The 23930-nt window shown below is 61.6% G+C and carries 22 protein-coding genes; 12 read left to right on the top strand and 10 right to left on the bottom strand.

The window, feature by feature from the left end; translation table 11 throughout:
• Positions 1-89 precede the first annotated feature (89 nt).
• Entirely contained in the window at positions 90-1712 is a 1623-nt protein-coding gene (locus AB1J88_RS04185; RefSeq protein ID WP_047293563.1) for an MFS transporter, read from the top strand.
• A gap of 148 nt (positions 1713-1860) precedes the next feature.
• Here the strand turns inward: AB1J88_RS04185 and AB1J88_RS04180 are convergent, their stop codons facing one another.
• On the bottom strand, positions 1861-2229 hold the full coding sequence (locus AB1J88_RS04180; RefSeq protein ID WP_108183037.1) for a DUF427 domain-containing protein: 369 nt from the start codon (positions 2227-2229) through the stop codon (positions 1861-1863).
• Positions 2230-2457: 228 nt separating this feature from the next.
• Entirely contained in the window at positions 2458-3864 is a 1407-nt protein-coding gene (locus tag AB1J88_RS04175) for a serralysin family metalloprotease (RefSeq protein WP_430290303.1), read from the bottom strand.
• A gap of 279 nt (positions 3865-4143) precedes the next feature.
• On the opposite strand from AB1J88_RS04175, the gene AB1J88_RS04170 reads away from it, so the two are divergent.
• From AB1J88_RS04170 to AB1J88_RS04160, 3 genes are all read left to right on the top strand, one after another.
• On the top strand, positions 4144-6075 hold the full coding sequence (locus tag AB1J88_RS04170; RefSeq protein ID WP_430290302.1) for a DNA topoisomerase III: 1932 nt from the start codon (positions 4144-4146) through the stop codon (positions 6073-6075).
• A gap of 103 nt (positions 6076-6178) precedes the next feature.
• The gene (locus AB1J88_RS04165) at positions 6179-6682 is read left to right on the top strand and encodes a GNAT family N-acetyltransferase (RefSeq protein ID WP_430290301.1); all 504 of its coding nucleotides are present in this window, start codon (positions 6179-6181) and stop codon (positions 6680-6682) included.
• 511 nt (positions 6683-7193) lie between these two features.
• Positions 7194-7523: a hypothetical protein gene (locus tag AB1J88_RS04160; protein ID WP_041073389.1), complete on the top strand. Its 330-nt coding sequence runs from the start codon at positions 7194-7196 to the stop codon at positions 7521-7523.
• 155 nt (positions 7524-7678) lie between these two features.
• Here the strand turns inward: AB1J88_RS04160 and cynR are convergent, their stop codons facing one another.
• Positions 7679-8563, bottom strand: coding sequence for a transcriptional regulator CynR (gene cynR, locus AB1J88_RS04155; RefSeq protein ID WP_430290300.1), 885 nt, complete (start codon positions 8561-8563; stop codon positions 7679-7681).
• 120 nt (positions 8564-8683) lie between these two features.
• Here cynR and cynS point away from each other — a divergent pair, with 120 nt between their 5' ends.
• From cynS to AB1J88_RS04140, 3 genes are all read left to right on the top strand, one after another.
• Positions 8684-9151, top strand: a complete 468-nt coding sequence (gene cynS, locus AB1J88_RS04150; RefSeq protein ID WP_041073392.1) for a cyanase — start codon at positions 8684-8686, stop codon at positions 9149-9151.
• 82 nt (positions 9152-9233) lie between these two features.
• Positions 9234-9470: a DUF2790 domain-containing protein gene (locus AB1J88_RS04145; protein WP_047293546.1), complete on the top strand. Its 237-nt coding sequence runs from the start codon at positions 9234-9236 to the stop codon at positions 9468-9470.
• A gap of 12 nt (positions 9471-9482) precedes the next feature.
• Positions 9483-10142, top strand: a complete 660-nt coding sequence (locus tag AB1J88_RS04140) for a carbonic anhydrase (RefSeq protein ID WP_131671300.1) — start codon at positions 9483-9485, stop codon at positions 10140-10142.
• 155 nt (positions 10143-10297) lie between these two features.
• Here AB1J88_RS04140 and AB1J88_RS04135 read toward each other — a convergent pair whose 3' ends face one another.
• The 3 genes from AB1J88_RS04135 to AB1J88_RS04125 form a co-directional block, all read right to left on the bottom strand.
• Positions 10298-11800 (bottom strand): aldehyde dehydrogenase family protein, encoded by a 1503-nt coding sequence (locus AB1J88_RS04135; RefSeq protein ID WP_430290299.1) that lies wholly within the window; start codon positions 11798-11800, stop codon positions 10298-10300.
• Between the two features lie 200 nt (positions 11801-12000).
• On the bottom strand, positions 12001-12909 hold the full coding sequence (gene glsB / locus AB1J88_RS04130) for a glutaminase B (protein ID WP_027611723.1): 909 nt from the start codon (positions 12907-12909) through the stop codon (positions 12001-12003).
• Positions 12910-13184: 275 nt separating this feature from the next.
• A complete protein-coding gene (locus tag AB1J88_RS04125; protein ID WP_430290298.1) occupies positions 13185-14801 on the bottom strand; it encodes a L,D-transpeptidase family protein in 1617 nt (538 codons plus the stop codon).
• Between the two features lie 150 nt (positions 14802-14951).
• Between AB1J88_RS04125 and AB1J88_RS04120 the strand changes: the two genes are divergently transcribed.
• On the top strand, positions 14952-15665 hold the full coding sequence (locus AB1J88_RS04120) for a murein L,D-transpeptidase catalytic domain family protein (RefSeq protein ID WP_108183047.1): 714 nt from the start codon (positions 14952-14954) through the stop codon (positions 15663-15665).
• Here AB1J88_RS04120 and AB1J88_RS04115 read toward each other — a convergent pair.
• On the bottom strand, positions 15613-17001 hold the full coding sequence (locus AB1J88_RS04115; protein ID WP_430290297.1) for an MFS transporter: 1389 nt from the start codon (positions 16999-17001) through the stop codon (positions 15613-15615). The genes AB1J88_RS04120 and AB1J88_RS04115 overlap by 53 nt on opposite strands.
• Positions 17002-17102: 101 nt before the next feature.
• Between AB1J88_RS04115 and AB1J88_RS04110 the strand changes: the two genes are divergently transcribed.
• Positions 17103-17990 carry a LysR family transcriptional regulator gene (locus AB1J88_RS04110; RefSeq protein ID WP_222019019.1) on the top strand — a complete coding sequence of 296 codons (888 nt, stop codon included), beginning with the start codon at positions 17103-17105 and terminating at the stop codon, positions 17988-17990.
• Here AB1J88_RS04110 and AB1J88_RS04105 read toward each other — a convergent pair.
• Complete coding sequence (locus AB1J88_RS04105; RefSeq protein ID WP_041073408.1) at positions 17987-18607, bottom strand: cell wall hydrolase; 621 nt, start codon at positions 18605-18607, stop codon at positions 17987-17989. The two genes, AB1J88_RS04110 and AB1J88_RS04105, sit on opposite strands and share 4 nt — an antisense overlap.
• A gap of 199 nt (positions 18608-18806) precedes the next feature.
• Here AB1J88_RS04105 and AB1J88_RS04100 point away from each other — a divergent pair, with 199 nt between their 5' ends.
• The 3 genes from AB1J88_RS04100 to AB1J88_RS04090 all read left to right on the top strand — a co-directional run bounded on the left by AB1J88_RS04100 (position 18807) and on the right by AB1J88_RS04090 (position 21854).
• Complete coding sequence (locus AB1J88_RS04100; RefSeq protein WP_430290296.1) at positions 18807-19658, top strand: CAP domain-containing protein; 852 nt, start codon at positions 18807-18809, stop codon at positions 19656-19658.
• Positions 19659-19920: 262 nt separating this feature from the next.
• Positions 19921-20919, top strand: a complete 999-nt coding sequence (gene moaA, locus AB1J88_RS04095; RefSeq protein ID WP_430290295.1) for a GTP 3',8-cyclase MoaA — start codon at positions 19921-19923, stop codon at positions 20917-20919.
• Between the two features lie 35 nt (positions 20920-20954).
• On the top strand, positions 20955-21854 hold the full coding sequence (locus AB1J88_RS04090; protein ID WP_430290294.1) for a bestrophin family protein: 900 nt from the start codon (positions 20955-20957) through the stop codon (positions 21852-21854).
• A gap of 177 nt (positions 21855-22031) precedes the next feature.
• Here the strand turns inward: AB1J88_RS04090 and AB1J88_RS04085 are convergent, their stop codons facing one another.
• Both AB1J88_RS04085 and moaB read right to left on the bottom strand, forming a co-directional pair.
• On the bottom strand, positions 22032-23237 hold the full coding sequence (locus tag AB1J88_RS04085) for a molybdopterin molybdotransferase MoeA (protein WP_430292658.1): 1206 nt from the start codon (positions 23235-23237) through the stop codon (positions 22032-22034).
• On the bottom strand, positions 23234-23773 hold the full coding sequence (gene moaB / locus AB1J88_RS04080; protein ID WP_041073418.1) for a molybdenum cofactor biosynthesis protein B: 540 nt from the start codon (positions 23771-23773) through the stop codon (positions 23234-23236). Before moaB ends, AB1J88_RS04085 begins: the two co-directional genes overlap by 4 nt.
• Between the last annotated feature and the right edge of the window lie 157 nt (positions 23774-23930).

Here is a 23930-nt window from a genome sequence, read left to right as displayed (position 1 = left end):
GCAGCTCCTACAGGGGACCGTGTAATTCGTTCAAGGCAGCGCGCAACACCAGTGGAACAACAAAAACAATCACTGTGAGGGATACCGATATGTCAGAACACGCTCAGCCGCTGGATGCCGCGAGCGGCGCCAGCACCAGCAATGCCACACAGAAAGTCATCTTCGCCTCTTCGCTGGGGACGGTGTTCGAGTGGTATGACTTCTTCCTCTACGGCGCCCTGGCGGCGGTGATCAGCAAACAGTTCTTCGCCGGCGTCAACGACACCACCGCGTTCATCTTCGCGCTGATGGCCTTCGCCGCCGGGTTTATCGTGCGGCCGTTCGGGGCGCTGGTGTTCGGTCGGTTGGGGGACATGATCGGGCGCAAATACACCTTCCTCGCGACCATCGTCCTGATGGGCATCGCCACGTTCTGCGTCGGTCTGCTGCCGAACTACGCCAGCATCGGCATCGCCGCGCCGATTATTCTGGTGGTGCTGCGCATGCTCCAGGGCCTGGCGCTGGGCGGTGAGTACGGCGGCGCCGCGACCTACGTGGCGGAACACGCGCCCATCGGCAAGCGCGGTTTCCACACCAGCTGGATTCAATCCACCGCGACCCTCGGCCTGCTGCTGTCGCTGCTGGTGGTGCTTGGTTGCCGGTACTTCACCGGTGACCAGTTTGAAGTCTGGGGCTGGCGCATTCCGTTTCTGCTGTCGATCGTGCTGCTGGGCATTTCCACCTGGATCCGCCTGAGCCTGCACGAGTCGCCGGCCTACCTGAAAATGAAAGAGCAAGGCAAAGCGTCGAAGGCGCCGATCCGCGAATCCTTCGGCCAATGGGAGAACCTCAAGGTCGTGCTGATCGCGCTGTTCAGCATCAACGCCGGGCAAGCGGTGACCTTTTACGCCGCGCAGTTCTACGTGCTGTTTTTCCTCACCCAGTTTCTGAAAATGGATCCGGCCGTTGCCAACAGCCTGCTGATCATCAGCGTGGTGATCGGTGCGCCGTTCTTCATCATTTTCGGCTGGCTGTCGGACAAGGTCGGACGCAAACCGGTGTTGATGCTCGGTTTGCTGCTGGCGACGGCGCTGTACTTTCCGATTTTCAAATCCCTCGCCCACTACGCCAATCCGGCAATCGATCAGGCCAGCCGTCAGGCGCCGATCACCGTGCTGGCGGACCCAGCAACCTGCACCTTTCAGTTCGACCCGGTGGGCAAGGCCAAATTCGACAGCCCGTGCGACAAGGTCAAGACCTTCCTGGTCAAGCAAGGCCTGCCCTATACCAGCGCCGCAGCGCCGGCCGGCAGCGGCGTGCAGGTGAGCATCGGCGACGTGAAGATCGACGGCTATGACGAGTCGGCCCTGCGCGGCGCCGTCACCCTCGCCGGTTACCCGCAACAGGCCGACCTGCAGCAGATCAACAAACCGATGATCGTGGCACTGATCGTCGCGCTGATCATCATCTCGGCCATGTGCTACGGTCCGCTGGCCGCGCTGATGGTCGAGCTGTTTCCGACGCGCATCCGCTACACCTCGATGTCCCTGCCGTATCACATCGGCAACGGCTGGTTCGGCGGTTTCCTGCCGACCGTGTCGTTCGCGCTGGTGGTGTACACCGGGGATATTTTCTATGGGCTGTGGTACCCGGTGCTGATTACCGGGGTGAGCCTGGTGGTGGGGATGATTTGTCTGCGTGAGACGAAGAATATCGATCTCGATAAGAACTGAATCTGAAACATGATCCTTTGGTAAAAAACCTGTGGCGAGGGGATTTATCCCCGATGGGGTGCGTAGCGCCCCCCGTGAAAAATGGGACTACTACCTAGTCCATCGGGGATAAATCCCCTCGCCACAATTGAATCTCTTCTTCCAGGAACTAAGCATCCGCCGTGATCACCTCGAACTTCACCTGATCCGGATAAAACGCCACATAGTCCTTGATCTGCTCGACCGAGATTTTCGGTTTCTCATACGTCCACACCGCATTCGCCGCCTCATGCCCCGGTATTTGCAAGCTGAAGTAATTGGCGTCGCCCTTGTACGGGCAATAACTGGTGTGGTCGGTGCGGGCGAAGTATTTTTCATCGATGTCCTCGCGGGGCACGTAGTACACCGGCGGGTAATTGGCCTCATGGAGGACCAGCACATGCGAGGACGCCGCGACCTGGATGCCGTGGAATTTCACCAGCAGGCAACCGGGAAGCTCTTCGAGGGTAATGACGGGGTTGAGGCCGGTGGTGCTCATGGGGGGTTCTCCAGGGACAAATGAACTGTGGCGAGGGAGCTTGTCGAATCGTCGCACCGTCCCGCTGGGCTGCGTAGCAGCCCTAAATCCAGGAATCGCGTGTGTCAGGTATAACGCGATTTCCGAGTTTGCGACGGTTTCGCCGCCGAGCGGGACGGTGCGACGATTCGACAAGCTCCCTCGCCACAGGACGATAGTTACCCTGAATCGGTGTCAGTCAGGATCAGCTCAAACCACGATATCCGTCGCCAGCGCCTGCCCCACCACACCTACGGCAAAGTCCACCTCACCCTGCCCCGTCAGATCGATCAGCAGCCCGGTCTGACCACTCTGTGCGTAATAAGTCAGGATTGCATCGCCCGCATGGCCGGTGAAACCGCTGACGAAGTTCAGCGTGGCTGCGCCCGTGGCGAAACCGGCGATGCCCGAGAGGTCGATCTTGTCCACGCCGCTTTTGAAATCCATGATCCAGTCCGGCTGGTTGTTGGTCGAGTCACTGGCCGCACCGAACACAAAGGTGTCCGCACCCTCGCCGCCCCACAGCACATCCGCACCGCCACCGCCGTAAAGGATGTCGTTGCCGGCTCCGCCGAACAGATGGTTGACGGCCGAGTTACCGATCAGCAGGTCATTGCCGGAACCGCCAACGGCGTTTTCCACGGTCACGCCATAGGCGATCGACACGTTACCGACCAGCCCGCCGACATCGGAGAACGAGCCTTCATTGAGGTTGATTTTCTGGTTCTGGGTGAAGCCGGAGAAGTTCAGCGTGTCATCGCCGCCACCGTCCCACACCGAGAACACCAGCTTCGACGACGCCGAGGTGGCGCTGTAGTAATCGCGCCCGGTATTGGAGCCGAAACCGTAGGTGGTGTTATCGGCGCGAGTCTCATAGTTGGCGCCGTAGAGTTTTTGCACGGCGACGATATCGTCCAGCAGCGGTGCCGAGGCGTAGGCGCCGCTGCCGTCCTTGCTGAAGTTCTGGTCGGTGTTGGCTTCGCTCCAGTAGCTCATCAGGCTGTAGCCACGGGTGTCTTCGGCGTATTTGGCGTCGTTGTAGGTCGGGTTGCCGTTGCCGGCGTTATAGGCGCCCGGGTGCGACAGGCCGAGGGTATGGCCGATTTCGTGGGTCAGGGTCTGACGTCCGTAGTTGTTGGTGTCCGGGGTCTTGTTGACCTGATACTGGTTGTTGATCAGGTACCACGACTGGCCATCGTAGCTGCCACCGCTCGGCAGGTAAGCGAACGCCGCACCGCCAGTGCTGACGTCGTAGTTGCCGAAGGTCATGTGGCCGTCGCCGCCTTTACCCTCGGTGAAGGTCACCTTGGCCACGTCGGCCCAGGATTGCATCGACAGCACGGCCTGAGCCTTTTGTTGAGCGCTGAACTGGCTGAAATTGCCGAGGTTGGGGTTGTAGTTCGCCGGTTTCTCGGTCAGGAAGGTGTAGGTCAGGGAGATTTTGCCGTCGCCGTTCTTGTCGTGCCACGACAGGTTTTTGCGCAGGATTTCGTCGGCCGCCTGGTCGGCAGTGAACGACGGTTTGCCGTTCACCAGGCCGACGCCACGGTCGTACAGGTGGCTGAAGGCGTTCACTTCGTCATAGGCGCTGCTGGTTTTCGATTTGGCTTGAGCCATGGTGGGACTTCCTTGTTTCAGAATAGTCAGTGCGTTCGGACGTTGGCGATCTACTGACGAAATCGTCCTGTCTCTCGCGTTTCTTGAAGGCCCGACGAACCTGACATGCCCGGCAAGCACGGCACCATTCGATTTCTCGATAGTGGTGCGCGACGTCCCGGTAATACCGGTCATTCCCGGCAACGTTTTGATCTGTATATCCATACAGATAAAAGTTGCCCCCGACGCCAACTGCGGCCATCCTGTGCACCTCCAGTGAACTGATCGACGACGGTGGTTATGCGGCTGTACCTCTGTGAAAAACCTTCCCAGGCCAAAGACATTGCGGCCGTGCTCGGCGCCAGGCGTCGCGGCGACGGCTGCTGGCTGGGAACGGACGTCACAGTGACCTGGTGCATCGGCCATCTGCTGGAAACCGCACCGCCGGATGCCTACGACGCGCGCTACAAACGCTGGGTACTGGCGGATCTGCCGATCATCCCGGACAAGTGGAAAATGACCGTCAAGCCGCGCACCGCCAGCCAGTACAAAGCGGTCAAGCGCCTGCTCGGCGAGGCCAGCGAACTGATCATCGCCACCGACGCCGACCGTGAGGGCGAAATGATCGCCCGGGAACTGGTCGAGCACTGCCGCTATCGTGGGCCGATCCGCCGCTTGTGGCTGTCGGCGCTGGATGAAGCGTCGATCCGCAAGGCCTTGGCCGCGCTGAAACCGGGGGCGGACACCTTCAGCCTGTATCACTCGGCGCTGGGGCGCTCGCGGGCGGACTGGCTGATCGGCATGAACATGAGCCGCCTGTTCACCTTATTGGGCCGGCAGTCCGGCTATCAGGGCGTGCTGCCGGTCGGTCGGGTACAAACGCCGACGTTGCGACTGGTGGTGGATCGCGACCGCAGCATCGCCGATTTCGTCCCGGTGCCGTATTGGGCGATCGATGTGCAACTGCTGCACGACGGCACGCGGTTCACTGCGCAATGGCGTGCGCCCAGCGACGTTTGCGACGATCAGGATCGCTGCCTGAATCAGGCACTGGCCCAGCAGGCAGCCGCCGCTCTGAACAGCGCAGCCAGTGCGCGGGTGGTGAAACTGCGCACCGAACGCATGCGTGAAGTGGCACCGCTGCCGTTCGATCTGGGCACCCTGCAAGAAGTCTGTTCGAAGAAACTCGGTCTTGGCGCCCAGGAAACCCTCGACATCTCCCAGGCGCTCTACGAAACCTACAAGGTCATCACCTACCCGCGCAGCGATTGCGGCTTTCTGCCGCTGAGCCAACACAGCGAAGCACCGGGGATACTTGCGGCACTGCGTCAGGCCGACCCGAGCCTTGACGCGCTGAACGGTCACCTCGACCCGCAGCGCCGCTCCCGAGCGTGGAACGACGCCAAGGTCAGCGCCCACCACGGCATCATCCCCACGGCCGCGGCAAAAAATCTCGAACGCCTGAGCGGCAAACACCGGGCGGTCTATACCCTGATTCGCGCGCGTTATCTGGCGCAATTCCTGCCCAACCATGAATACGATCGCACCCAGGCCGACTTCGATTGCGCCGGGGAAGCGTTGCGTGCCGTCGGCAAGCAGATCATCGAACCGGGCTGGAAACGTGCCCTGCCTGAAGCCCTCGCCCCGGCCAAGGGCCGTGAAGCGCCAGTGCCGCAAACGCTTCCGGCGCTAAGCCAGGGTATCGATTGCGCCGTGGCCGGCGTGAACCTCAAGGATCTCTGGACGCAGCCGCCGAAGCCCTACACCGAGGGCGATCTGATCAAGGCGATGAAGAACGTCGCCAGACTGGTGGAAGATCCGCTGCTCAAACAGAAACTCAAGGACACCACCGGCATCGGTACCGAAGCGACCCGCGCTTCGATCATTCAGGGTCTGCTGGATCGAGGTTATCTGGTGAAGAACGGCAAGGCGCTGGCCGCGACCCCGGCGGCCTTCAGCCTGATCGACGCCGTGCCCCGGGCGATTGCCGATCCCGGCACCACCGCCATCTGGGAGCAAGCACTGGACATGGTGCAGAACGGCGAGATGAGTCTGGAAGAGTTCGTCACCAAACAGGCGGCGTGGATGAGCAAGCAGGTCACCCGCTGTTCTGCGCTGAGCCTGACCATCAGCGGCCCGCCACCGGCCGGCAAGGCTGCCGCGCCGTGGAAGAAAAAGCGTAAATCGACCCGAAGCAAAACTGCCAGCGCAGCCAAACGCACAGCGAAGTAATGATCGGTCCTGTGGTGAGGAATTCTGTGGTGAGGGGATTTATCCCCTCACCACAAGGTATGAGTCGACAATACTGAAGCCGCAATCTTCAGGAGGCTCCCCGATGCCCACCATCGAACTGCACCCCGCCCACCGCGACGAACTGCAAGCCATCGAAAACCTCATGCAGTTCTACATGTACGACTTCAGCCAATGGCTACCACTGAAACTCGGCGAACATGGCCTCTTCAGTATTCAGCCGAAAGACGACTACTGGCGAAATCCAGCCACCCAACCTTTCCTGATCCGCATCGACGGCGAATTGGCCGGGTTCGTGATCGTCGACAATGACACCCGCATCGACGGCGCCGAATACAACATCAGCTACCTCTTCCTCACCCGACGCTTCCGTGGCCGAGGCGTCGCGCAGTTTGTCGTCTCTGCCCTCTTGAGCCGTTTGCCCGGTCAGTGGCAGATTTTCCATATCGACGCCAACCTGCCTGCACGGCACTTCTGGGCCAGGTTGATCCCCAAATTGAGCGGTGGTGAGTTCGTCCGCCAGCAGCGCTCGGTCGACGGTTATCCCTGTACCTTCTACGTCTTTCACAGCCCCGCGTCCGTTGCCTGAACGGAACTTTTCTCATTCCAAAACAGCTTTGTCCGACAATATGTAGTGATCAAAAATAATCACTACAAAACCGTTGACGGCGTCGTTTTGCTTTTGCATGATGAAGACGTTCCCCGATCGGGAACATCGGTAACACGCTTGAGCAAACTCGTCTGACCGCCGAGTTGTTTTTTCCGGATACACGCTGCCCACAAGGCAGATTGAAGAAGCTGACCTGGCCTGAACGTCCAGTACAAGGACGAGAAGCGCTGGCGAAAATTCTCAAGACGCTTGTGGTCGACCCTGAAAACGTCGTCAAGGAGCCTCCCGGTTTTCGCTGCTTCTCCTCGTTGTGACGCTATTGCGTAGCAGTTATTCAACACGACTACATGCAACAGACGCATGACCCCGTACTTCTCACGGGCGACCGCTGACGTCCTGGTTTCGGTGCCAGGGATCAACTAACCGATGGGCTACCTGTATTAGCGAATCAACTTTGAAAGATCACCAGACTGGTCAAGGGGCAAACATCATGAATCTGAACAATCAACCTACTATCGAAGAACTGGCTCGTATGTTCGCGGCGCAAAAAGACAGCCACGACAGCCACATTCTCTGGATCAGCAAGTCGGGTCAGGTGCATATCGACTGCCTGTCGCCCCACGCTGGTGAAGAAGAATTCGACCGCAGCAACCAGAACCTGCTGGCCCGCCTGAAGATGTACCGCCGTGGCCATGGTTATGTCGGCAAGAAAGCTGCGGCCGATAAAGACTTCATCGGCAATGTGCTGCAGACGCTGAAACAGGCGTGGGATTCGATGCAGAACAAGAATGAAGTTCGGGTGATTGACCGGTTTTGCTGAGTTACAACTTCAATAAATAAAAAGGGCCTGCTTCCAAAAGAAGCAGGTCCTTTTTATTGCTCCCTAAAACTGCCCTGTAGGAGCTGCCGAAGGCTGCGATCTTTTGATTTTGTTTTTTAAGATCAAGATCAAAAGATCGCAGCCTTCGGCAGCTCCTACAGGGGGATATTGAGTTCCAGTACCAGGTTCATGAACGCCAGCGCTGCCGCGCTGTGATAATTATTGCGCCGGCGCAACAACGCCGCCCCACGCTGCGGCGCTTCGTTCTCGATTGGCAGCCTGCGCAACGCCCGATCCTCGGTAGCAATCGCCTCGGGCAACATCGTCGCCATCGACGCATGTCGCACCACCTCCAGCAACGTGCTCACCGAGTTCACTTCGATGCGCACCTGCGGCGTGATCCCCAACTGACGAAAATATTCATCGATTGATAACCGGGTAATGAAGTCCGGTGCCAGCAAGGCGAAATCCAGCTGTGCAAGGTCACTCGACGTCAGTACCCCGCTGCTGTCGTACAGCGGATGTTCACGCCCGACCATGACCCCCAGGGTTTCGGTAAACGCCGGAATGCACTCGAGATCGGGGTGGCGCACCGGGGTAAAGGCAATCGCGATGTCCAGCGAATCGTCCGCCAGTCCCGCTTCGATATCGTCCATCGACAGCTCGAAAATCTGCAGATGGATACCCGGGTAGCGCGCCGCGAAATCACGCACCAACGGCCCGACCAGATACGCCATGAAGGTCGGGGTCATGGCCAGGCGCAGGTTGCCACGGGACAGATCCTTCACGTCATGCAACGCCCGCTTGCCCGCCTCCAGCTCCACCAGCACCCGCCGCGCGCACTCAATGTAAGCCTCGCCGGCATCGGTGGCCTTGACCGTGCGCGAAGTGCGATCGAACAGGGCCACCCCCAGAGTTTCCTCAAGTTGGCGGATCTGTTGCGACAGGGTCGGCTGCGACACGTGCAACGCCTCCGCCGCCCGGGTGAATCCGCCGTGGTCGGCCACGGCCAGCAGATAACGCAAATGTCGCAACAGCATCGGGCTCACCATCTATAGGCAGGACTTATGCGAAGCATTGTATATCGGTCTTGGACGCTATGGATCAACCGGCAGAAGATGGCTCCCACACAGCAAGCCAACCTTGAAAGGAGTGACACCATGCAACAGTCCCACGCTTACAACGATGCCAGCCTGGCCCTGACCACCCGCATTCTCGACATCAAGGCCCGCAAAAATCTGTCGTGGCAGGATCTGGCCGACGACACCGGCCTGAGCCTGGCCTACGTCACCGCGGCCCTGCTCGGCCAGCACCCTTTGCCGCAAGACGCCGCGCAAGTGGTCGGCGCCAAGCTTGAACTGGACGCCGACGCCGTTGCCGCCCTGCAAATCATCCCGTTGCGCGGCAGCCTCAGCGGCGTGCCGACCGACCCGACCATCTACCGCTTCCACGAGATGATCCAGATCTACGGCACCACCCTCAAAGCCTTGGTCCACGAGCAGTTCGGCGACGGCATCATCAGCGCCATCAACTTCAAGCTCGACATCAAGAAAGTCGAAGACCCGGAAGGCGGCTCCCGCGCCGTGGTCACCCTCGACGGCAAGTTCCTGCCGCTGCGTCCGTTCTGATCCACCCGGCCCGCACCTGAGGTGCGGGCCCATCCAAATCTCAATTGCCAAGTCGTCACCCCATCTGCCTGGAGGCTGCCCCATGCACAAAATTCTGTTGACCCTGGCCCTGCTCGCCGGCCTCGCCGCCCAGGCCCAGGCTGATGAAGAGGCCATTGCCTACCGCTACGGCATGGCGCTGGATATTGCTGAAGTCGTGAGCATCACCCCGGTCGCCGACGTCTGCGGCGTTGTACCGGTCGAGATGACCTACCTCGACAGCCACGGCGCAAAACACATTCTTCAATACAGCGAATTCGGCACCGGCTGTTCGAACTGAGAGGACAACACCATGAAAAACCTGATCGAAGGCTTCCTGAAGTTCCAGAACGAGGCGTTTCCGCAACGCACCGAACTGTTCAAACACTTGGCGACCACTCAACAACCCGGGACCTTGTTCATCACCTGTTCCGATAGCCGGGTGGTGCCGGAACTGCTGACCCAGCAAGAACCCGGCGAGCTGTTCGTGATCCGTAACGCAGGCAATATCGTGCCGTCCTACAGCCCGCATCCGGGCGGGGTTTCGGCAACGGTGGAATACGCGGTGGCGGTGCTTGGGGTGACTGACATCGTGATCTGCGGTCACTCCGATTGCGGCGCGATGACCGCGATTGCCCAGTGCAAATGCATGGATCACCTGCCCGCCGTCAGCGGCTGGCTGCAACATGCCGAGTCGGCGAAAGTGGTGAACGAGGCACGACCGCATGCCAATGACGCGGCGAAATTGAGTGCGATGGTGCGGGAAAATGTGATCGCGCAACTGGCGAACATTCAGACCCACCCGAGCGTGCGCCTGGCCCAGGAGAAAGGCCTGCTGAACCTGCATGGCTGGGTCTATGACATCGAGACCGGGTCAATCGATGCGCTGGCGGCGGATCGCCGTACGTTTGTGCCGCTGGCTGAGCAACCGGCGACGTGTGCCATTCAGGCAAACGCCAGCGCAGCCGCCTGATACAAATCCGCTGAGGTGAAGAGGAACTTGTGGCGAGGGGATTTATCCCCGATGGACTGCGCAGCAGGCCCTATCTCTTGGGGCCGCTTCGCGCCCCATCGGGGATAAATCCCCTCACCACAGGGCCGGTGTGCATCAATCGGGATAAGGCGTTTTCAGCGTTTTACGCTGAGATCAACCTGAGTCATACGACTACGCACCGTAAACACCCCATCCCCCGAAAGAATCGCACTGCGCGCAAACAGGCGACCGCTCTCCCAGTTCGAAAGCCCGAGCTCCGGCTTGTTCAACGCGTACTGCCCATCGACCCAACGGGTAATCCCGTTGCCCACAAACGGCGCGTTCACCGCGTTGTAGAAACGCTCCTGGGCCGCCGCATCCTCGCTGATCAGCGACACCGTGAACTGCGGGCTGTAGCGGTTGAACAGCGCGATCGCCTGATCCAGATCATCGACGATCATCAGACTGACTTCCGGGGTTTCTTCCCATTCCCACTCGCGACCCAAATCGGACTCCGTCAGCGCTTCGGCCAAGGCCTCGGTCTGATACCCCTCGGCGCGATAGACCTCGACCGTTGCGTTCTGCCACTCGGCCGGCAGGTAGCTTTCACTGCCGGCGACGATGTGCAGTTTGCAGTCCTGCCCGCGTGCTGTGCCCGCTTGTTTGAGCGCATCGAGGAACAACGGCAGCAGTTCGGCGACACGCTCGCGTTGAATCAGGCAAACGTTCAGCGTGTTGCAGACCTTGCGATCCAGCGAGTTGCGCACCACGGCGGCGAAGCGTGTGGCATCGGCATCACGATCGGCAATCAGCCATGCGCCGCCAGTGCCATGCAGGCTGACCGCCGTGCCCGCCTGCTGGGCGATGCTGCCCAATTGGCTGACCGCGCGGCCCGAACCCCGGGCCACCGCCAGCGACAGACGCCGGTCGGCGAACATCGCCCAACCGGCGGCGTGATTGACGCTTTCCACCAGCGACACCGCCCCCGCCGGCAGACCGGCATCGGCCAGCGCCGGGTTCAGCGCGTGAGTGACGATCGCTTGCGCAGTGCCCAATGCATCGCTGCCGATGCGCAGCACCGCGGTGTTGCCGGTGCGCAGTACGCCGGCGGCATCGGCGAACACGTTCGGCCGTCCTTCAAACACGAATGCCACAATGCCCAGCGGCGACACCACTTGTTCGACTTTCCAGCCGTCGTGTTCGACGCTGCTGATGACCTTGCCGCGCGTGGCCGGCGCATCACGCCAGGCGCGCAGACCGGCGATCATGTCACGGCGCATGCGCTCGTCGGCGAGCAGCCGGGTGGTGGAGCGACCACGGGCCTTGGCGCGTTCGATGTCGGCCAGGTTCGCCGCTTCGATCAGGCTCCAGCATTCCGGGGTTTCCAGACGTTGGGCGAACAGATCGAAGAAACGACTGATGGCTTGATCGGTCACCGCCGACAAGGCAGTGAAAGCCGCTTCAGCGCGTTCGATGGCCACCGCAGCGGCCTGTTGATCGACCACCGGAATCAGCAACAGCTCGCCACTCACCTGCTCGACCAAAAGGTGGTCACCGGGCTGAAACCGCGCCGCCAGTTCGGGGCTGACCACGGTCACGCGGTTACCAGCGAAAGGGATCGGCGTGCCGGCGACTAGACGTTCGAGCGCAAGAGACATGAAGCGGATTCACCATATGAGGGGCGGCCGGAAAATGTAGCGGATTCTGCGCTGAAACACACCTTCTGCAAACACCAGCAAACCTGTGGGAGCTGGCTTGCCAGCGATGAGGCCGGCAAGCCCGGCATTGACGTTGCTGAACCACCGCTATCGCTGGCAAGCCAGCTCCCACAGGGTTTTGCAGTGTTTGAAAGATCGGGTCAGAAGACTGACCAGCCAATCCGCGAGCTGAGCATCTCCAGCGCCGCCATCCCCGCCAGCGAGTTGCCGGCAGCATTGAGTTCCGGCGACCACACGCACACGCTGAATTGCCCCGGCACCACCGCGACAATCCCGCCGCCGACCCCGCTCTTGCCCGGCAGGCCGACGCGATAGGCGAAATTGCCGGCCTCGTCGTACAAACCGCTGGTGGCCATGATCGAGTTGACCTGCTGAGTCTGGCGACGGGTGAGGATCTGTTCGCCGCTGTGTTTGCAAAAACCGTCGTTGGCGAGGAAGCAGAACGCCCGCGCCAGGTCGATACAGTTCATGCGCAACGCGCAGTGGCTGAAATAGCTGCGCAGCACCGCTTCGACGTCGTTGTGGAAGTTGCCGAACGATTGCATCAGGTACGCCATGGCCGCGTTGCGGGCGCGGTGCTGGTACTCGGATTCGGCGACCTTGCCGTCGACGATCACCTGTGGATTGCCCGACAGGCGCCGTACGAAGTCACGCATCGACAGGGCCGGCGCGGCGAATCGCGACTGGTTGATGTCGCAGATCACCAGCGCCCCGGCGTTGATGAACGGATTGCGCGGACGCCCGCGTTCGAACTCCAGCTGCACCAGCGAGTTGAACGGCTGGCCGGACGGCTCGTGACCCAGACGCTCCCAAATCGCCTCGCCGGAATGCTCGATGGCCTGCACCAGGCTGAACACCTTGGAAATACTCTGCACCGAGAACGGCGTCTCGGCATCGCCGGCGCAATACATTTCGCCGTCGTTGCCGTACACGGCGATGCCCAGTTGATTGGCCGGCACAGTGCCGAGGGCGGGAATGTAGTCAGCCACTTTGCCCTGCCCGATCAGGGGCCGGACAGCGTCAAGAATCTCGTTCAACAGCGCTTGCATGCCGGGTTCCGAAGTCTCGCCCCATGGGATTGCGGGGACACTGGGGCTAGACGCTGCGCAAGCTTGCGGAATCACACAAACCCTGTAGGAGCTGCCGCAGGCTGCGATCTTTTGACTTTGATTTTGAGGGCAAGATCAACATCAAAAGATCGCAGCCCGCGGAATCACACAACCCTGTAGGAGCTGCCGCAGGCTGCGATCTTTTGACTTTGATTTTGAGGGGCAAGATCAACATCAAAAGATCGCAGCCTTCGGCAGCTCCTACAGGGGGGCGGTCAGTGTGCCCCGTCGAGGCCGGCGAGCAGCGCACTGTCGCGGCTGTAGATATCCGGCGCATAACGCACTTGCCCATCCTTGCCGACCTGCGCCGTCCAGTAGGTCATCAGGATCGGCACCGGGGCCGACAGGCGGAATTCGTGGGTGCTGCCGGTGGCGAGCAACGTGTCGGTACGCGTACGTTCCGCCGGGGTCAACAGCAGGTCACGCAGTTGCATCGGGTGCTCGACCCGCACACAGCCCGAGCTGAAGGCGCGCGGGCCTTTGTCGAACAGGGCCTTGCTCGGCGTATCGTGCAGGTACACGGCGAACGGATTGGGGAAGCGGATCACCAGTTGCCCCAGCGGATTCCGTGGCCCGGCCTCCTGGCGCAGCATGATGTTGCCGGGGTTGTCCCAGTCGATATCCGCCGCGGCCAACGGCTGGCCATGGGCGTCGAGGACTTGCAGGTTCTGCCGGCTGAGGAAGGTCTGATCCTTGCGGATCGCCGGCAGTTTGTCTTCTTTCCAGATGGTCGGCGGCACGGTCCAGGTCGGGTTCAGGGTCAGGCGCGTAACCCGGGATTTGAGCAGCGGGGTCTGACGTTCGGCACGACCGACCTGAGTGCGGGTCTGCCAGACCGGCACACCGCCCTGATACAGGGTCAATTCGGCGGCGGCGACGTTGACCAGCAAACCGTCGGGCTCCATGTCCTGCGCCAGCCAGCGGAAACGCTCGAGGTTGACCCGCAACTGCTCGCGGCGCGTCAGCGGACTGATGTTGAGTTCGGCAATCGTTCCCGGCCCGACCACCCCGTCGGCCTGCAACGAATGGTTGGCCTGAAAGCTCTTCACCGCTTCCACCAGCACGCCTTCATAGGCATTGCCGGGCGTGCCGGTGACGTGAGTCAGATAGCCTTCGTTGAACAGGCGCTGGGCCAGTTCCGGCACGCGCTTGTCCTCCATCGCCGGGCGCAGCAGCGGGCCGTTGCCCACCGACTGCCAGTGCGGCAAGGCCTGCAGCCGTTGGCTGGCGTAGAGATGACGCAGGCTTTGATACTGCGCCAGACGCGGACGCGCCAGATCGAACGCGGCTTTGATGTCGTGCAGGCCGGGTACGGCGATCGACAGCAATTCAGCCTGACGATCACGCGGGGTGTCATCGGCATGCCACAGCGGCTCGAAATGCGACTGCAACAGACGCCCGAAATGCAGGTCTTGCAGCGCTTGCAGATAAAAGCGGCTGATGTCGATATCGGCGCACAACTCGCCGTCCTGCGGCGGATTGACGGCCACCGGATAGCGCTTGGGATTGAGGCCATCGTCGGCCAACAGCTGCAACTGCGCGCGCAACGCTGGCAAACGCCCGGACTCACTGGCCCACACCGGCAGCCAGTCCTGCTGCTGGTAGAACGCTTGCAGTTGCGCCAGCGCCGGACCACTCAACTGTGCGGCAATCGCCGGGCATGCCTGAGGCAAACCGATCAGCACCGCTTGCAGCGGACTTTGTGGTTCGACCGGCATTTGCGCCGGCGGCGTCGGCAGGGTCTGCAACGGCGGCAAGGGTTCATCGGCACAAGCGACAAACGGCGCAGCGAGCAAACAAATGCTCAAGTAGCATGCGTACTTTTTGAACAACTGCTTTACTCCAATCCGTGGCCGTCTCATTGACGGTCAACCTTACATCAGGTGCGCTGAACAGTCAGGCTCGAAACAGGGGTCTGTCGGGTATGACTGGGAGTCAGGAGCCAAAGTGCCAAATAAGTAGCCAGTGAGGACACTGTATAAATGTTGACGTTTTTGCGCCGACTTCTGCTGACCAGCGCGACCCTCGTCGCCGTGAGCAGCCCAGCTTTCGCCGCCGGCAAGCCATCGCCGGTTCTCTTCACCAGCCTCGCGCACGCCGCGCCGGAACTCAATCCCCAAGCGCTCAAAGGCGCCTTGAACGCCATGCAATGCGCGGTCAACAATGGCGCGCGACCCTCACGCCATCTGGCGATCATCGATTACTCGCAACCCTCCACCGCCCGCCGACTGTGGATCTTCGACCTGAGCAGACAGAAACTGGTGCTGCGCGACCTGGTCGCCCATGGTTCGAATTCCGGGGAAAACTTCGCCACTCAGTTCTCCAATCGCGAAGGCAGTTACCAGTCCAGCCTCGGGCTGTTCCGCACCCAGGAAAGTTACGAGGGAACCCATGGTTATTCGCTGCGCATGGACGGTCTGGAGCCGGGCTTCAATGATCTGGCCCGCGACCGCGCCATCGTGATCCACGCCGCCGACTACGTGAATCCGCTGTGGAGCAAGCGTCAAGGCCGAATCGGACGCAGCCAGGGTTGCCCGGCGGTGCGTCCGCAAGTGGCAAGGCAGGTGATCGACAAACTCAAGGACGGCCAGTTCATGTTCTCCTGGTACCCGGATCAGCGCTGGCTGAAGTCCTCGCCGTACCTCAACTGCCAGCCGCAACAGGTGGCGAGTATCTTGAGTACCCACGCCAGCTGACGATCAGGGCCATGACCATCAGCGCCGCCGCAACCCCGAACGTACTGTGCAAGCCGCTGCCGATGACTTCGGCCGGGGCTTGCGTCGGGTTGCCTGTAGCGAAGGCAAACACCGCGCCCATGACCGCCGCGCCGGTGATCAGTCCCAGATTGCGCGACAGCCCGAGCAAAGCCGACACTACGCCGCGCTGATCCTGACTGACCGTCGCCATCAACCCGGTATTGTTCGCCGCCTGAAACAACGCGTAACTGCTGGCAATCACCGCCATCGGCAACAGATACCCCGCCAGACCGAGACTCATCGGCAACAACGCCAACAAACTGCAACCACCGGCCAACCCGAACAACGCCCCCGGCACCACCCGCCGCGCACCGAAGCGATCCACCAGACGCCCCGCCGGCACCCCGCCGCACGCCGCCAGCAGCGGCCCGACCGACAATGCCAGGCCGACCACGGTGCTGCCCAGTCCCAGGCCCCGGCTCAGGTAAAACGGCCCGACCACCAGCGTGGTCATCATCACCGTCGTCACCAGCAACGTCAGCGCCAGGCTGCTGCTCAGCCGCACATCGTTGAAGAGAGACAAACGAATCAGCGGCGCTTTGGCTTTCATCTCGACCGCAATAAACAGCCCTGCTCCGCCTACGCTCGACAGCAGCAACACCAGGGTGAATCCATCCAGCGTCATCGCCAGCGCATAGGCCGCCAGCGTCAATACCAGCACTGCGCTGCCGAGATAATCAAACGCAACACCCGCCCGCAGCGGCCGATCGGCCGGCAGATAACGATAAACCAGCCACGCATTGAGCAGGCCCAAGGGCACGTTGAGGACAAAGATCGACGGCCAGCCGACATGCGCGATCAGCAGACCACCCAGTGACGGCCCGAGGCTGGTGCCGGTGGCCGACATCGTCGCGAGCAGGCCCATCGCACTGCCCGCCCGCGCTTTGGGCACCGCATCCGCCACCAGCGCCACGGTCAAGGCGAACATGATTGCCGCGCCCAGGCCTTGCACGGCCCGGGCGCCAATCAACCAGCCCAATCCCGGCGCCAGTGCGCAACACAACGACCCACTGGTAAAAATGCCAATGCCGATCAACAGCAATCGCCGCCGCCCGAACACATCGCCCAGACGTCCTACGCTGACAATCAACGTGGTGACCGCCAGCAGGTACGCCAGCACGATCCATTGCACCTGTTGAAACGTCGCATCGAACGCGGCGGCCAGGGTGGGTAATCCGGCGTTGGCGATGCTGGTGTCCAGTGACGGCATCAACATCGACAGCGCCAGACTGGTCAGCGCCCAGCGGGCTTGAGGGGGCAAGGGGGATCCGGGCATCGGGCGCTCCTGGTGAAGGTCAGACGGCATAGCCTGAGTCTCGACAAGGCAAGGCGCAAGACGCATGCTTTGCACTTGATACCTGCATGGAACGCCATGTCATGAGCGCACCGGACCTTAACCTGTTGATCACCCTTGACGTACTGCTGCGCGAAGGCAGCGTCGCCCGCGCCGCGCAAATTCTGCAGCTGAGCCCGTCGGCCATGAGCCGTGCGCTGGCCCGGCTGCGCGAGACCACCGGCGATCCGTTGCTGGTGCGCGCCGGACGTGGCCTGGTGCCGACCCCGCGCGCGCTGGAGTTGCGTGAGCGAGTCAGCACGCTGGTGCAGGAAGCCGAGGCCGCTTTGCGCCCCGCCGAGATTCTCGACCCCGGCCAGCTGCAGCGCACCTTCACCCTGCGCAACACCGACGGTTTTGTTGAAACCTTCGCCGCCGCCCTGCTCGCGCGCATCGCCGAAGAAGCACCCGGCGTGCGCCTGCGGTTTGTGCAGAAGGCCGACAAGGACAGCACCCTTCTACGCGAAGGCCGGGTGGATCTGGAGACCGGTGTGGTCGATGACAGCACCGACCCGGCGCTGCACAGCCGTATCCTGTTTGAGGATCACTGGATTGGTGTAGTCCGTGAGGGCCATCCGTTGAGTGCGGGCAAGCTCAGCAGCAAACGCTTCGCCGGCGGCCAGCACATTCTCATCTCACGTCGCGGGCGCAGCAGCGGCCCGGTGGACGAAGCGTTGCTGGCTGCGGGTCTGACGCGGGATATCGTCACTTCATTCGGCGGCTTTTCAGCGGCGCTGACGCTGGTCCGCGAATCAGACCTGATCGCCACGGTTCCGGAGCGTCACACCAGCAAGCTGCGCATGGGCCTGCACAGCTTCGCCCTGCCCTTCAGGATGCCGCCGATCAGCGTGTCGATGCTCTGGCACCCGCGCATGGACGCCGACCCGGCGCACCGCTGGTTGCGCAATTGTGTGCGGGAAGTCTGCGTCTAACGCGCATCGCCGCCGGCCGGTTTATAGAACAGGAATTTGCCGACCGCGGCGGTCTTTTTGTACTCCTTGGCCCAGCTCGGGTGCACGTTGCGATCATGAAAGTACAACGCGCCACGGGTGCGATCCGGCAACTGGCGGTTGAGCGCCTTGCCGGCGATGTCCTTGGCCAGGGTGTATTCGGCGTCTTCCTTGACCTGATCGGCCTTGCCATCGCACCACCAGGAAAACTGGCAGCTCTTGGTTTCAGAACCTTGTTTGACCACAGCACACACGGTGTCGGGGAAGCCGTCATGGCCGAGGCGGTTCATCACCACGTTGGCCACGGCCTGCATTTCCGCAGTGTCGCGACCCTTGGCTTCCCAGTAGATACTGCGTGCCAGGCAGGTGATCGGATCGTCCAGCGGCGCGGTGCCGGCGGGGTCCACGGCTTGTACTTCAGTCGGTGTGATCGCTTCGGATTTGGGTGCCGGCGCCGCGCTGACTTTGTCAGCGGCTTTCTCTTCCAGCACCTGGGCTTTTTCTTCGGCCTTGGCCTTGATCGGGGCCTGATCGGTGGCCATCACCACACCAGCCATCAGGGTTACTGCGAAACAGCCAGCCAACCATTTCAATCCCATGTCAGTTCTTCCGGCAACGCCCGTTCCGGGCAAGGTGTTTCGTGGGGGAGCCGCCCGGTTCCCGGGGCCTTCGGAGAGTGTAGACGGCAAAGGCCGGCGTAACGTTCCGCAGAAAAACCGGCTCAATGAAGAAAAAAGACATTGCACGGACCGGGGGCCTTTCGCGCATCATGAGCGGATTCCGCTCAAGGAGATTTCCATGCGTTTCATGCCATCCGTTTTGCGCTTTGCCGCGCTGTCCTTTGGGCTGGCCGTGGCCGCCTCGGCCATGGCTGCCGACGAGTCGCAACTGATCGAGTCGATCAATGCCTACCGCAGCCAACCGCAGCGTTGCGGCAGCCAGGCGTCCAATGAACTGCCACCGCTGTCGGCCGACCCACGACTGAGACTGCCGGCGGCCGGCGCGGTAGATCTGCAACAGGCCATGGCCAGCGCCAGTTACCCGATGGTCAACGTGCAGGCGATCACCCTCAACGGCCCACGCGATGCGGCGTCGGCGATGAAGGCGATTGAGGAAAGCTTCTGTCAGGTGGTGCTGGATCCGCAGTTCGTCGATGTCGGCGTGAGCCGCGCCGATCGCGACTGGCGCATTGTGCTGGCACGTCCACTGCTGTCGGCAAAACTCGCGGATGCGCAGAGTGAAGGCCAGAAGTTGCTTGAACAGCTCAACGCCGCCCGCGCCCAGCCACGTCAATGCGGCGGCCAGGCCTTTTCCGCCGCTGCGCCATTGGCCTGGAATGCGAGCCTGGGCACGATCGCTCAGGATCACAGCCGCGACATGGCCAACAACAATTACTTCGACCACAAGGACCGTGACGGCCGCACCCCGGGCGACCGCGCCGAACTGGCCGGTTACAGTGGCCAGCTGGTCGGCGAAAACATCGCCGCCGGGCAAGACACCGTGCGCAAAGTTGTCGACGGCTGGCTCGCCAGCCCCGGCCACTGCGCCAACCTGATGAACCCACAATACAAGGAGCTCGGCGCCGCCTACGCGACCGACCCTAAGAGCAGTGCCGGCATTTACTGGACCGCGATGTTTGGCGCGCCATAACCCTGATTGATGGAACATCAGCGATCACAGCTGACAGTGGGTGTGCTCTGACACCGGTGGCGACTGCACGGACGCCTTCACGAGCACGCCCACTGTGGGCGTTCAAACCCGGATCGTCGTCCCGCTGAACAATCCACTCATCATCGAGCGCATCAATCAGCCATTCACTAATAGTGATTGGACGCTTGCCAACGTTGCCCCTAACCTGCGTGCGCTCCATTCCTTCCGCTCAATGCGGCTTCTCTACTCCTGCAAGGCTGTCATGTCAGAGCGTGTCTTGATCGATGGTTACAACCGCCGTGTCGACTATCTGCGCATGTCGGTTACCGACCGCTGCGACTTCCGCTGCGTGTATTGCATGGCCGAGGACATGCAGTTTCTGCCGCGCCAGCAAGTGCTGACGCTGGAGGAGATCTATCAACTGGCGCAGAGCTTCGTGGCGCTGGGCACGCGCAAGATTCGCCTGACGGGTGGCGAGCCGCTGGTCCGTCCGGGCGTCGTCAAACTGTGCGAACAGATCGCCGCCCTGCCCGGCCTGCGTGAGCTGTGCATGACCACCAACGGCTCGCAACTGGACAAACTTGCCGCGCCGCTGTTCGACGCCGGGGTCAGGCGCCTGAACATCAGTCTCGACAGCCTCGAGCCCAAGCGCTTCAAACAAATGACCCGCACCGGTGATCTGGCGCAGGTGATCAAGGGCATCGATGCGGCGCGCAAGGCCGGTTTCACCCGAACCAAACTCAACGTGGTGGTGATGCAGGGACACAACGATCAGGCGATCAACGATCTGGTGAGCTTCGCCATCGACCGCCAGCTCGACGTCTCCTTCATCGAGGAAATGCCGCTGGGGATCATCAGCGAACACAGTCGCGCCGAGTCGTTTTTCTCCAGCGCTCAGGTGCGCGAGAAAATCGCCGAGCGCTACACCCTGATCGATTCCGCCGAGTCGACCCAAGGCCCGTCGCGCTACTGGCGCGTGGCCGAAGCACCGGACATTCGCCTGGGCTTTATCTCGCCGCACAGCCACAATTTCTGTGGCACCTGCAACCGCGTGCGGCTAACCGTCGAAGGACGTTTGCTACTGTGTCTGGGTAACGAGCATTCGGTGGACCTCAAAGCCGTGTTGCGTGCTCATCCGGGGCAACCGCAGCGGCTGGAGAAGGCCATTATCGAGGCGATGAAACTCAAGCCGTACCGGCACAATTTCGAAGTGAACGACGACGTTCAGGTCGTGCGCTTCATGAACATGACCGGCGGTTGAGCCGCCCTCACCCTGCGTAACCGGGATCGCCCAGCATGATCGTCAGACCCAAGGTCAACCAGTTCGCCATTCTCTTCACCCTCAAGGGCTCGATCGCCAAACGCATCGCCCTGCGCACGCTGATGGTCACCTTGCTGGCCTCGGCCATCGTGCTGATGGAAATGCTCCACCCGAGCAACTTCACCAAGGTCAACGCCACGCCGTTCACCTTGCTCGGGCTGTCGCTGTCGATTTTCATGAGTTTTCGCAACAACGCCTGCTACGACCGTTGGTATGAAGCGCGCAAGGCCTGGGGCGATGTGCTGGTGCACATTCGTTCGGTGATCCGCGAAACCCAGGTCATCCGCGAATCGGTGCAACGCAAGCCGTTGCTGCTCAACCTCTGCGGTTTTGCCCACTCGCTGAATGCGCGGTTGCGCCGGGAAAGCGAAGCGGCGGCCAGCCGTGCGTGGATCACCCCGCCGCACGATGCACAGGTGCCGGACTACAGCGGGCGCATTCTGCAGCGGGTCGGCCAACAGTGCTCCGACCTGCACCAGAGCGGCGAACTGAGCGAGTGGCGCTACATGCTGCTGGCCAATCACCTGACCAGCCTGACGCAGGCGCAAGCGGTGTGCGAACGGATCAAGAATACCCCGCTGCCCTTCCCCTACACCCTGCTGCTGCACCGCACCATCTATCTGTTCTGCATCCTGTTGCCGTTCGCCATGGCCGAACCGCTGGGCTGGCTGACGCCGCTGTTTACCGCGATTGTCAGCTACACATTTTTTGGTCTGGACGCGATTGCCGATGAGCTGGAAGACCCGTTCGGTCGCGACGAAAACGACCTGGCGACCGACTCGCTGGTGCGCACCATCGAGCGCGATATTCTCAGCGAACTGGGTGAGACCGACCTGCCACCGATGTTGTTGCCGGTGGACTATGTGCTGAGCTGATCCTTCGTTTTCCAGACACCTCAAAACCCTGTGGGAGCTGGCTTGCCAGCGATGGCGGCGGGTCAGTCACTCTGATGTTGGCTGACACGGTCTCATCGCTGGCAAGCCAGCTCCCACAGATTTTGATAGTGTTGATACGTCTTCATAAGCCTTACAAAAAAGATCGCAGCCTTCGCTTTAAAAGAGTTCGCTGAAGGGAATGAAGCGCAGCGGATTGCCGATGCGGTGGGTGCTATGTTCCGGCACTTCCACCAGCCCATCGGCCCAGGTCGCACCGAGCAAAACGCCGGAGCTTTGATTCGGGTACAGCACTGCATTTCCCGCTTCCAACCGCACCCGCAGGTACTCTCGACGGCTGCCGGCCTTGCTCCAGTCGAACCCGGCATTCACCGTAAAGCTCAACGGCATGACCTCTTCCACGCCCTGAATGCGCAGCAGATATGGCCGCGCCAGCAGGCCGAAGGTCACCAGCGCCGAGGTCGGATTGCCCGGCAGACCGATCACGGGCACGCTGCCGAAATGCCCCACGGTCAGCGGCTTGCCCGGTTTGATCGCCAGTTTCCACAGCAGCGGCTTGCCGTCCTCGCGCAACACCTGCCCGAGGCAATCGGCATCACCGACAGACACGCCACCCGTGGTCAGGATCAAGTCGGCCGCCACTTGCAGTTGTTCAAGCTTGAGCCGCGTCTGCGCCGCGCGATCCGGGAGGATTCCGGCGTCGATCACTTCGCAGCCCAGCTCGCGCAACCAATGACCGAGCAACACGCGGTTGCTGTTGTAGATGCTGCCGGGGCGCAGTGGCTGGCCCGGTTCGACCAGTTCGTCACCGGTCGACAGCAGCGCCACGCGCGGGCGCCGCACCACGTGCAACTGCGCCAACCCTTGCCCGGCGGCGACCGCCAGTTCGAACGGCCCGAGGCGTTTGCCGGCGCGCAGCAGAATGTCGCCGATGCGGTTTTCCTGGCCTTGCGCACGAATGTTCTGCCCCGCTTTCAGCGGCTGCAAGCAACGCACGCGGCCGTCGTCCAGCACTTCGACGTTCTCCTGCATCTCGACGCAAGTGGCACCCAGCGGTACCTGTGCGCCGGTAAAGATCCGCGCACAGGTGCCGGGCAACAAAGCGTCCGGCGCCTGGCCGGCGTAAACCTTTTGCGACACCTTCAACGGCTGGCGATGCAGATCAGCCAGGTTCAACGCGTAACCGTCCATGGCACTGTTCGGCCACGGCGGCAGGTCGAGCGTCGCCACCACATCACTGGCGAGCACCCGCCCGCGCGCCTCGTCGAGCGGCAGCATTTCGCTGTCGGCCAATCGTTGCTCATTGGCCATGCCGAGCAGTTGATCCAGAGCGTCTTCGACCGGCATCAACGCCGCCTTGCTCATCCGCGTGGCCCGCAGGCGTTCACTGATTTGAGGTGCGGCACGAAGTTGCACGGGCGATGGCGGTTGTCCAGTTGCTCGGCAAGAATGCCTTCCCACGCCGTGCGGCAGGCACCGGTCGAACCTGGCAGGCAGCACACCAGCGTGCCGTTGGACAGCCCGGCCAGCGCGCGGCTTTGCACGGTCGACGTGCCGATGTCGAGAATCGAAATGGCGCGGAACAACTCGCCAAACCCGTCGATCTGTTTGTCGAGCAGACAGGCCACCGCTTCCGGTGTGCTATCGCGCCCGGTGAAGCCAGTGCCGCCGGTAATCAGCACCACCTGAACGCTGTCGTCGGCAATCCAGTGGGCGACCTGGGCGCGGATCTTGTACAGGTCATCCTTGAGCAGATTGCGTTCGCTCAACGTGTGACCGGCCTCCAGCAGACGGCTGACCAACAATTGCCCGGAGGTGTCGCTCGCATAATCGCGAGTATCGCTGACGGTCAGTACGGCAATGTTCAGGGGCACAAACAGGGCATCCGCTTTCGCACTCATGGAATCTCCGGCAATAGTCAATCAGATTGCCGAGCAGCCTAAGTGCCACTATGAGGACTGTCTAATCACTCTGACCTACCGCATTATCGATCTGCTCTATCGCTCCCGTTGACCTTGGCCAACGCCTTTGAAACCATGGGCGATAGAGCTGATCGAT

Source organism: Pseudomonas sp. S8 (genome assembly GCF_050473925.1).
GTDB classification, from domain to species: Bacteria; Pseudomonadota; Gammaproteobacteria; order Pseudomonadales; family Pseudomonadaceae; genus Aquipseudomonas; species Aquipseudomonas parakoreensis.
The sequence above is the reverse complement of the archived record's forward strand: the minus strand, read 5'-3'. Positions and strand labels throughout refer to the sequence as shown.

Coding starts and splice junctions, on each gene's coding strand:
- AB1J88_RS04165 (WP_430290301.1), top strand. CDS start 6,179: ATGCCCACCATCGAACTGCACCCCGCCCACCGCGACGAACTGCAAGCC.
- AB1J88_RS04100 (WP_430290296.1), top strand. CDS start 18,807: ATGCGTTTCATGCCATCCGTTTTGCGCTTTGCCGCGCTGTCCTTTGGG.
- cynR (WP_430290300.1), bottom strand. CDS start 8,563: ATGCTGTTGCGACATTTGCGTTATCTGCTGGCCGTGGCCGACCACGGC.
- AB1J88_RS04145 (WP_047293546.1), top strand. CDS start 9,234: ATGCACAAAATTCTGTTGACCCTGGCCCTGCTCGCCGGCCTCGCCGCC.
- AB1J88_RS04105 (WP_041073408.1), bottom strand. CDS start 18,607: ATGGGATTGAAATGGTTGGCTGGCTGTTTCGCAGTAACCCTGATGGCT.
- AB1J88_RS04140 (WP_131671300.1), top strand. CDS start 9,483: ATGAAAAACCTGATCGAAGGCTTCCTGAAGTTCCAGAACGAGGCGTTT.
- AB1J88_RS04170 (WP_430290302.1), top strand. CDS start 4,144: ATGCGGCTGTACCTCTGTGAAAAACCTTCCCAGGCCAAAGACATTGCG.
- AB1J88_RS04090 (WP_430290294.1), top strand. CDS start 20,955: ATGATCGTCAGACCCAAGGTCAACCAGTTCGCCATTCTCTTCACCCTC.
- moaA (WP_430290295.1), top strand. CDS start 19,921: ATGTCAGAGCGTGTCTTGATCGATGGTTACAACCGCCGTGTCGACTAT.
- glsB (WP_027611723.1), bottom strand. CDS start 12,909: ATGCAAGCGCTGTTGAACGAGATTCTTGACGCTGTCCGGCCCCTGATC.
- AB1J88_RS04115 (WP_430290297.1), bottom strand. CDS start 17,001: ATGCCCGGATCCCCCTTGCCCCCTCAAGCCCGCTGGGCGCTGACCAGT.
- AB1J88_RS04110 (WP_222019019.1), top strand. CDS start 17,103: ATGAGCGCACCGGACCTTAACCTGTTGATCACCCTTGACGTACTGCTG.
- AB1J88_RS04120 (WP_108183047.1), top strand. CDS start 14,952: ATGTTGACGTTTTTGCGCCGACTTCTGCTGACCAGCGCGACCCTCGTC.
- AB1J88_RS04160 (WP_041073389.1), top strand. CDS start 7,194: ATGAATCTGAACAATCAACCTACTATCGAAGAACTGGCTCGTATGTTC.
- AB1J88_RS04085 (WP_430292658.1), bottom strand. CDS start 23,237: ATGAGCAAGGCGGCGTTGATGCCGGTCGAAGACGCTCTGGATCAACTG.
- AB1J88_RS04185 (WP_047293563.1), top strand. CDS start 90: ATGTCAGAACACGCTCAGCCGCTGGATGCCGCGAGCGGCGCCAGCACC.
- AB1J88_RS04175 (WP_430290303.1), bottom strand. CDS start 3,864: ATGGCTCAAGCCAAATCGAAAACCAGCAGCGCCTATGACGAAGTGAAC.
- AB1J88_RS04180 (WP_108183037.1), bottom strand. CDS start 2,229: ATGAGCACCACCGGCCTCAACCCCGTCATTACCCTCGAAGAGCTTCCC.
- cynS (WP_041073392.1), top strand. CDS start 8,684: ATGCAACAGTCCCACGCTTACAACGATGCCAGCCTGGCCCTGACCACC.
- AB1J88_RS04135 (WP_430290299.1), bottom strand. CDS start 11,800: ATGTCTCTTGCGCTCGAACGTCTAGTCGCCGGCACGCCGATCCCTTTC.
- moaB (WP_041073418.1), bottom strand. CDS start 23,773: ATGAGTGCGAAAGCGGATGCCCTGTTTGTGCCCCTGAACATTGCCGTA.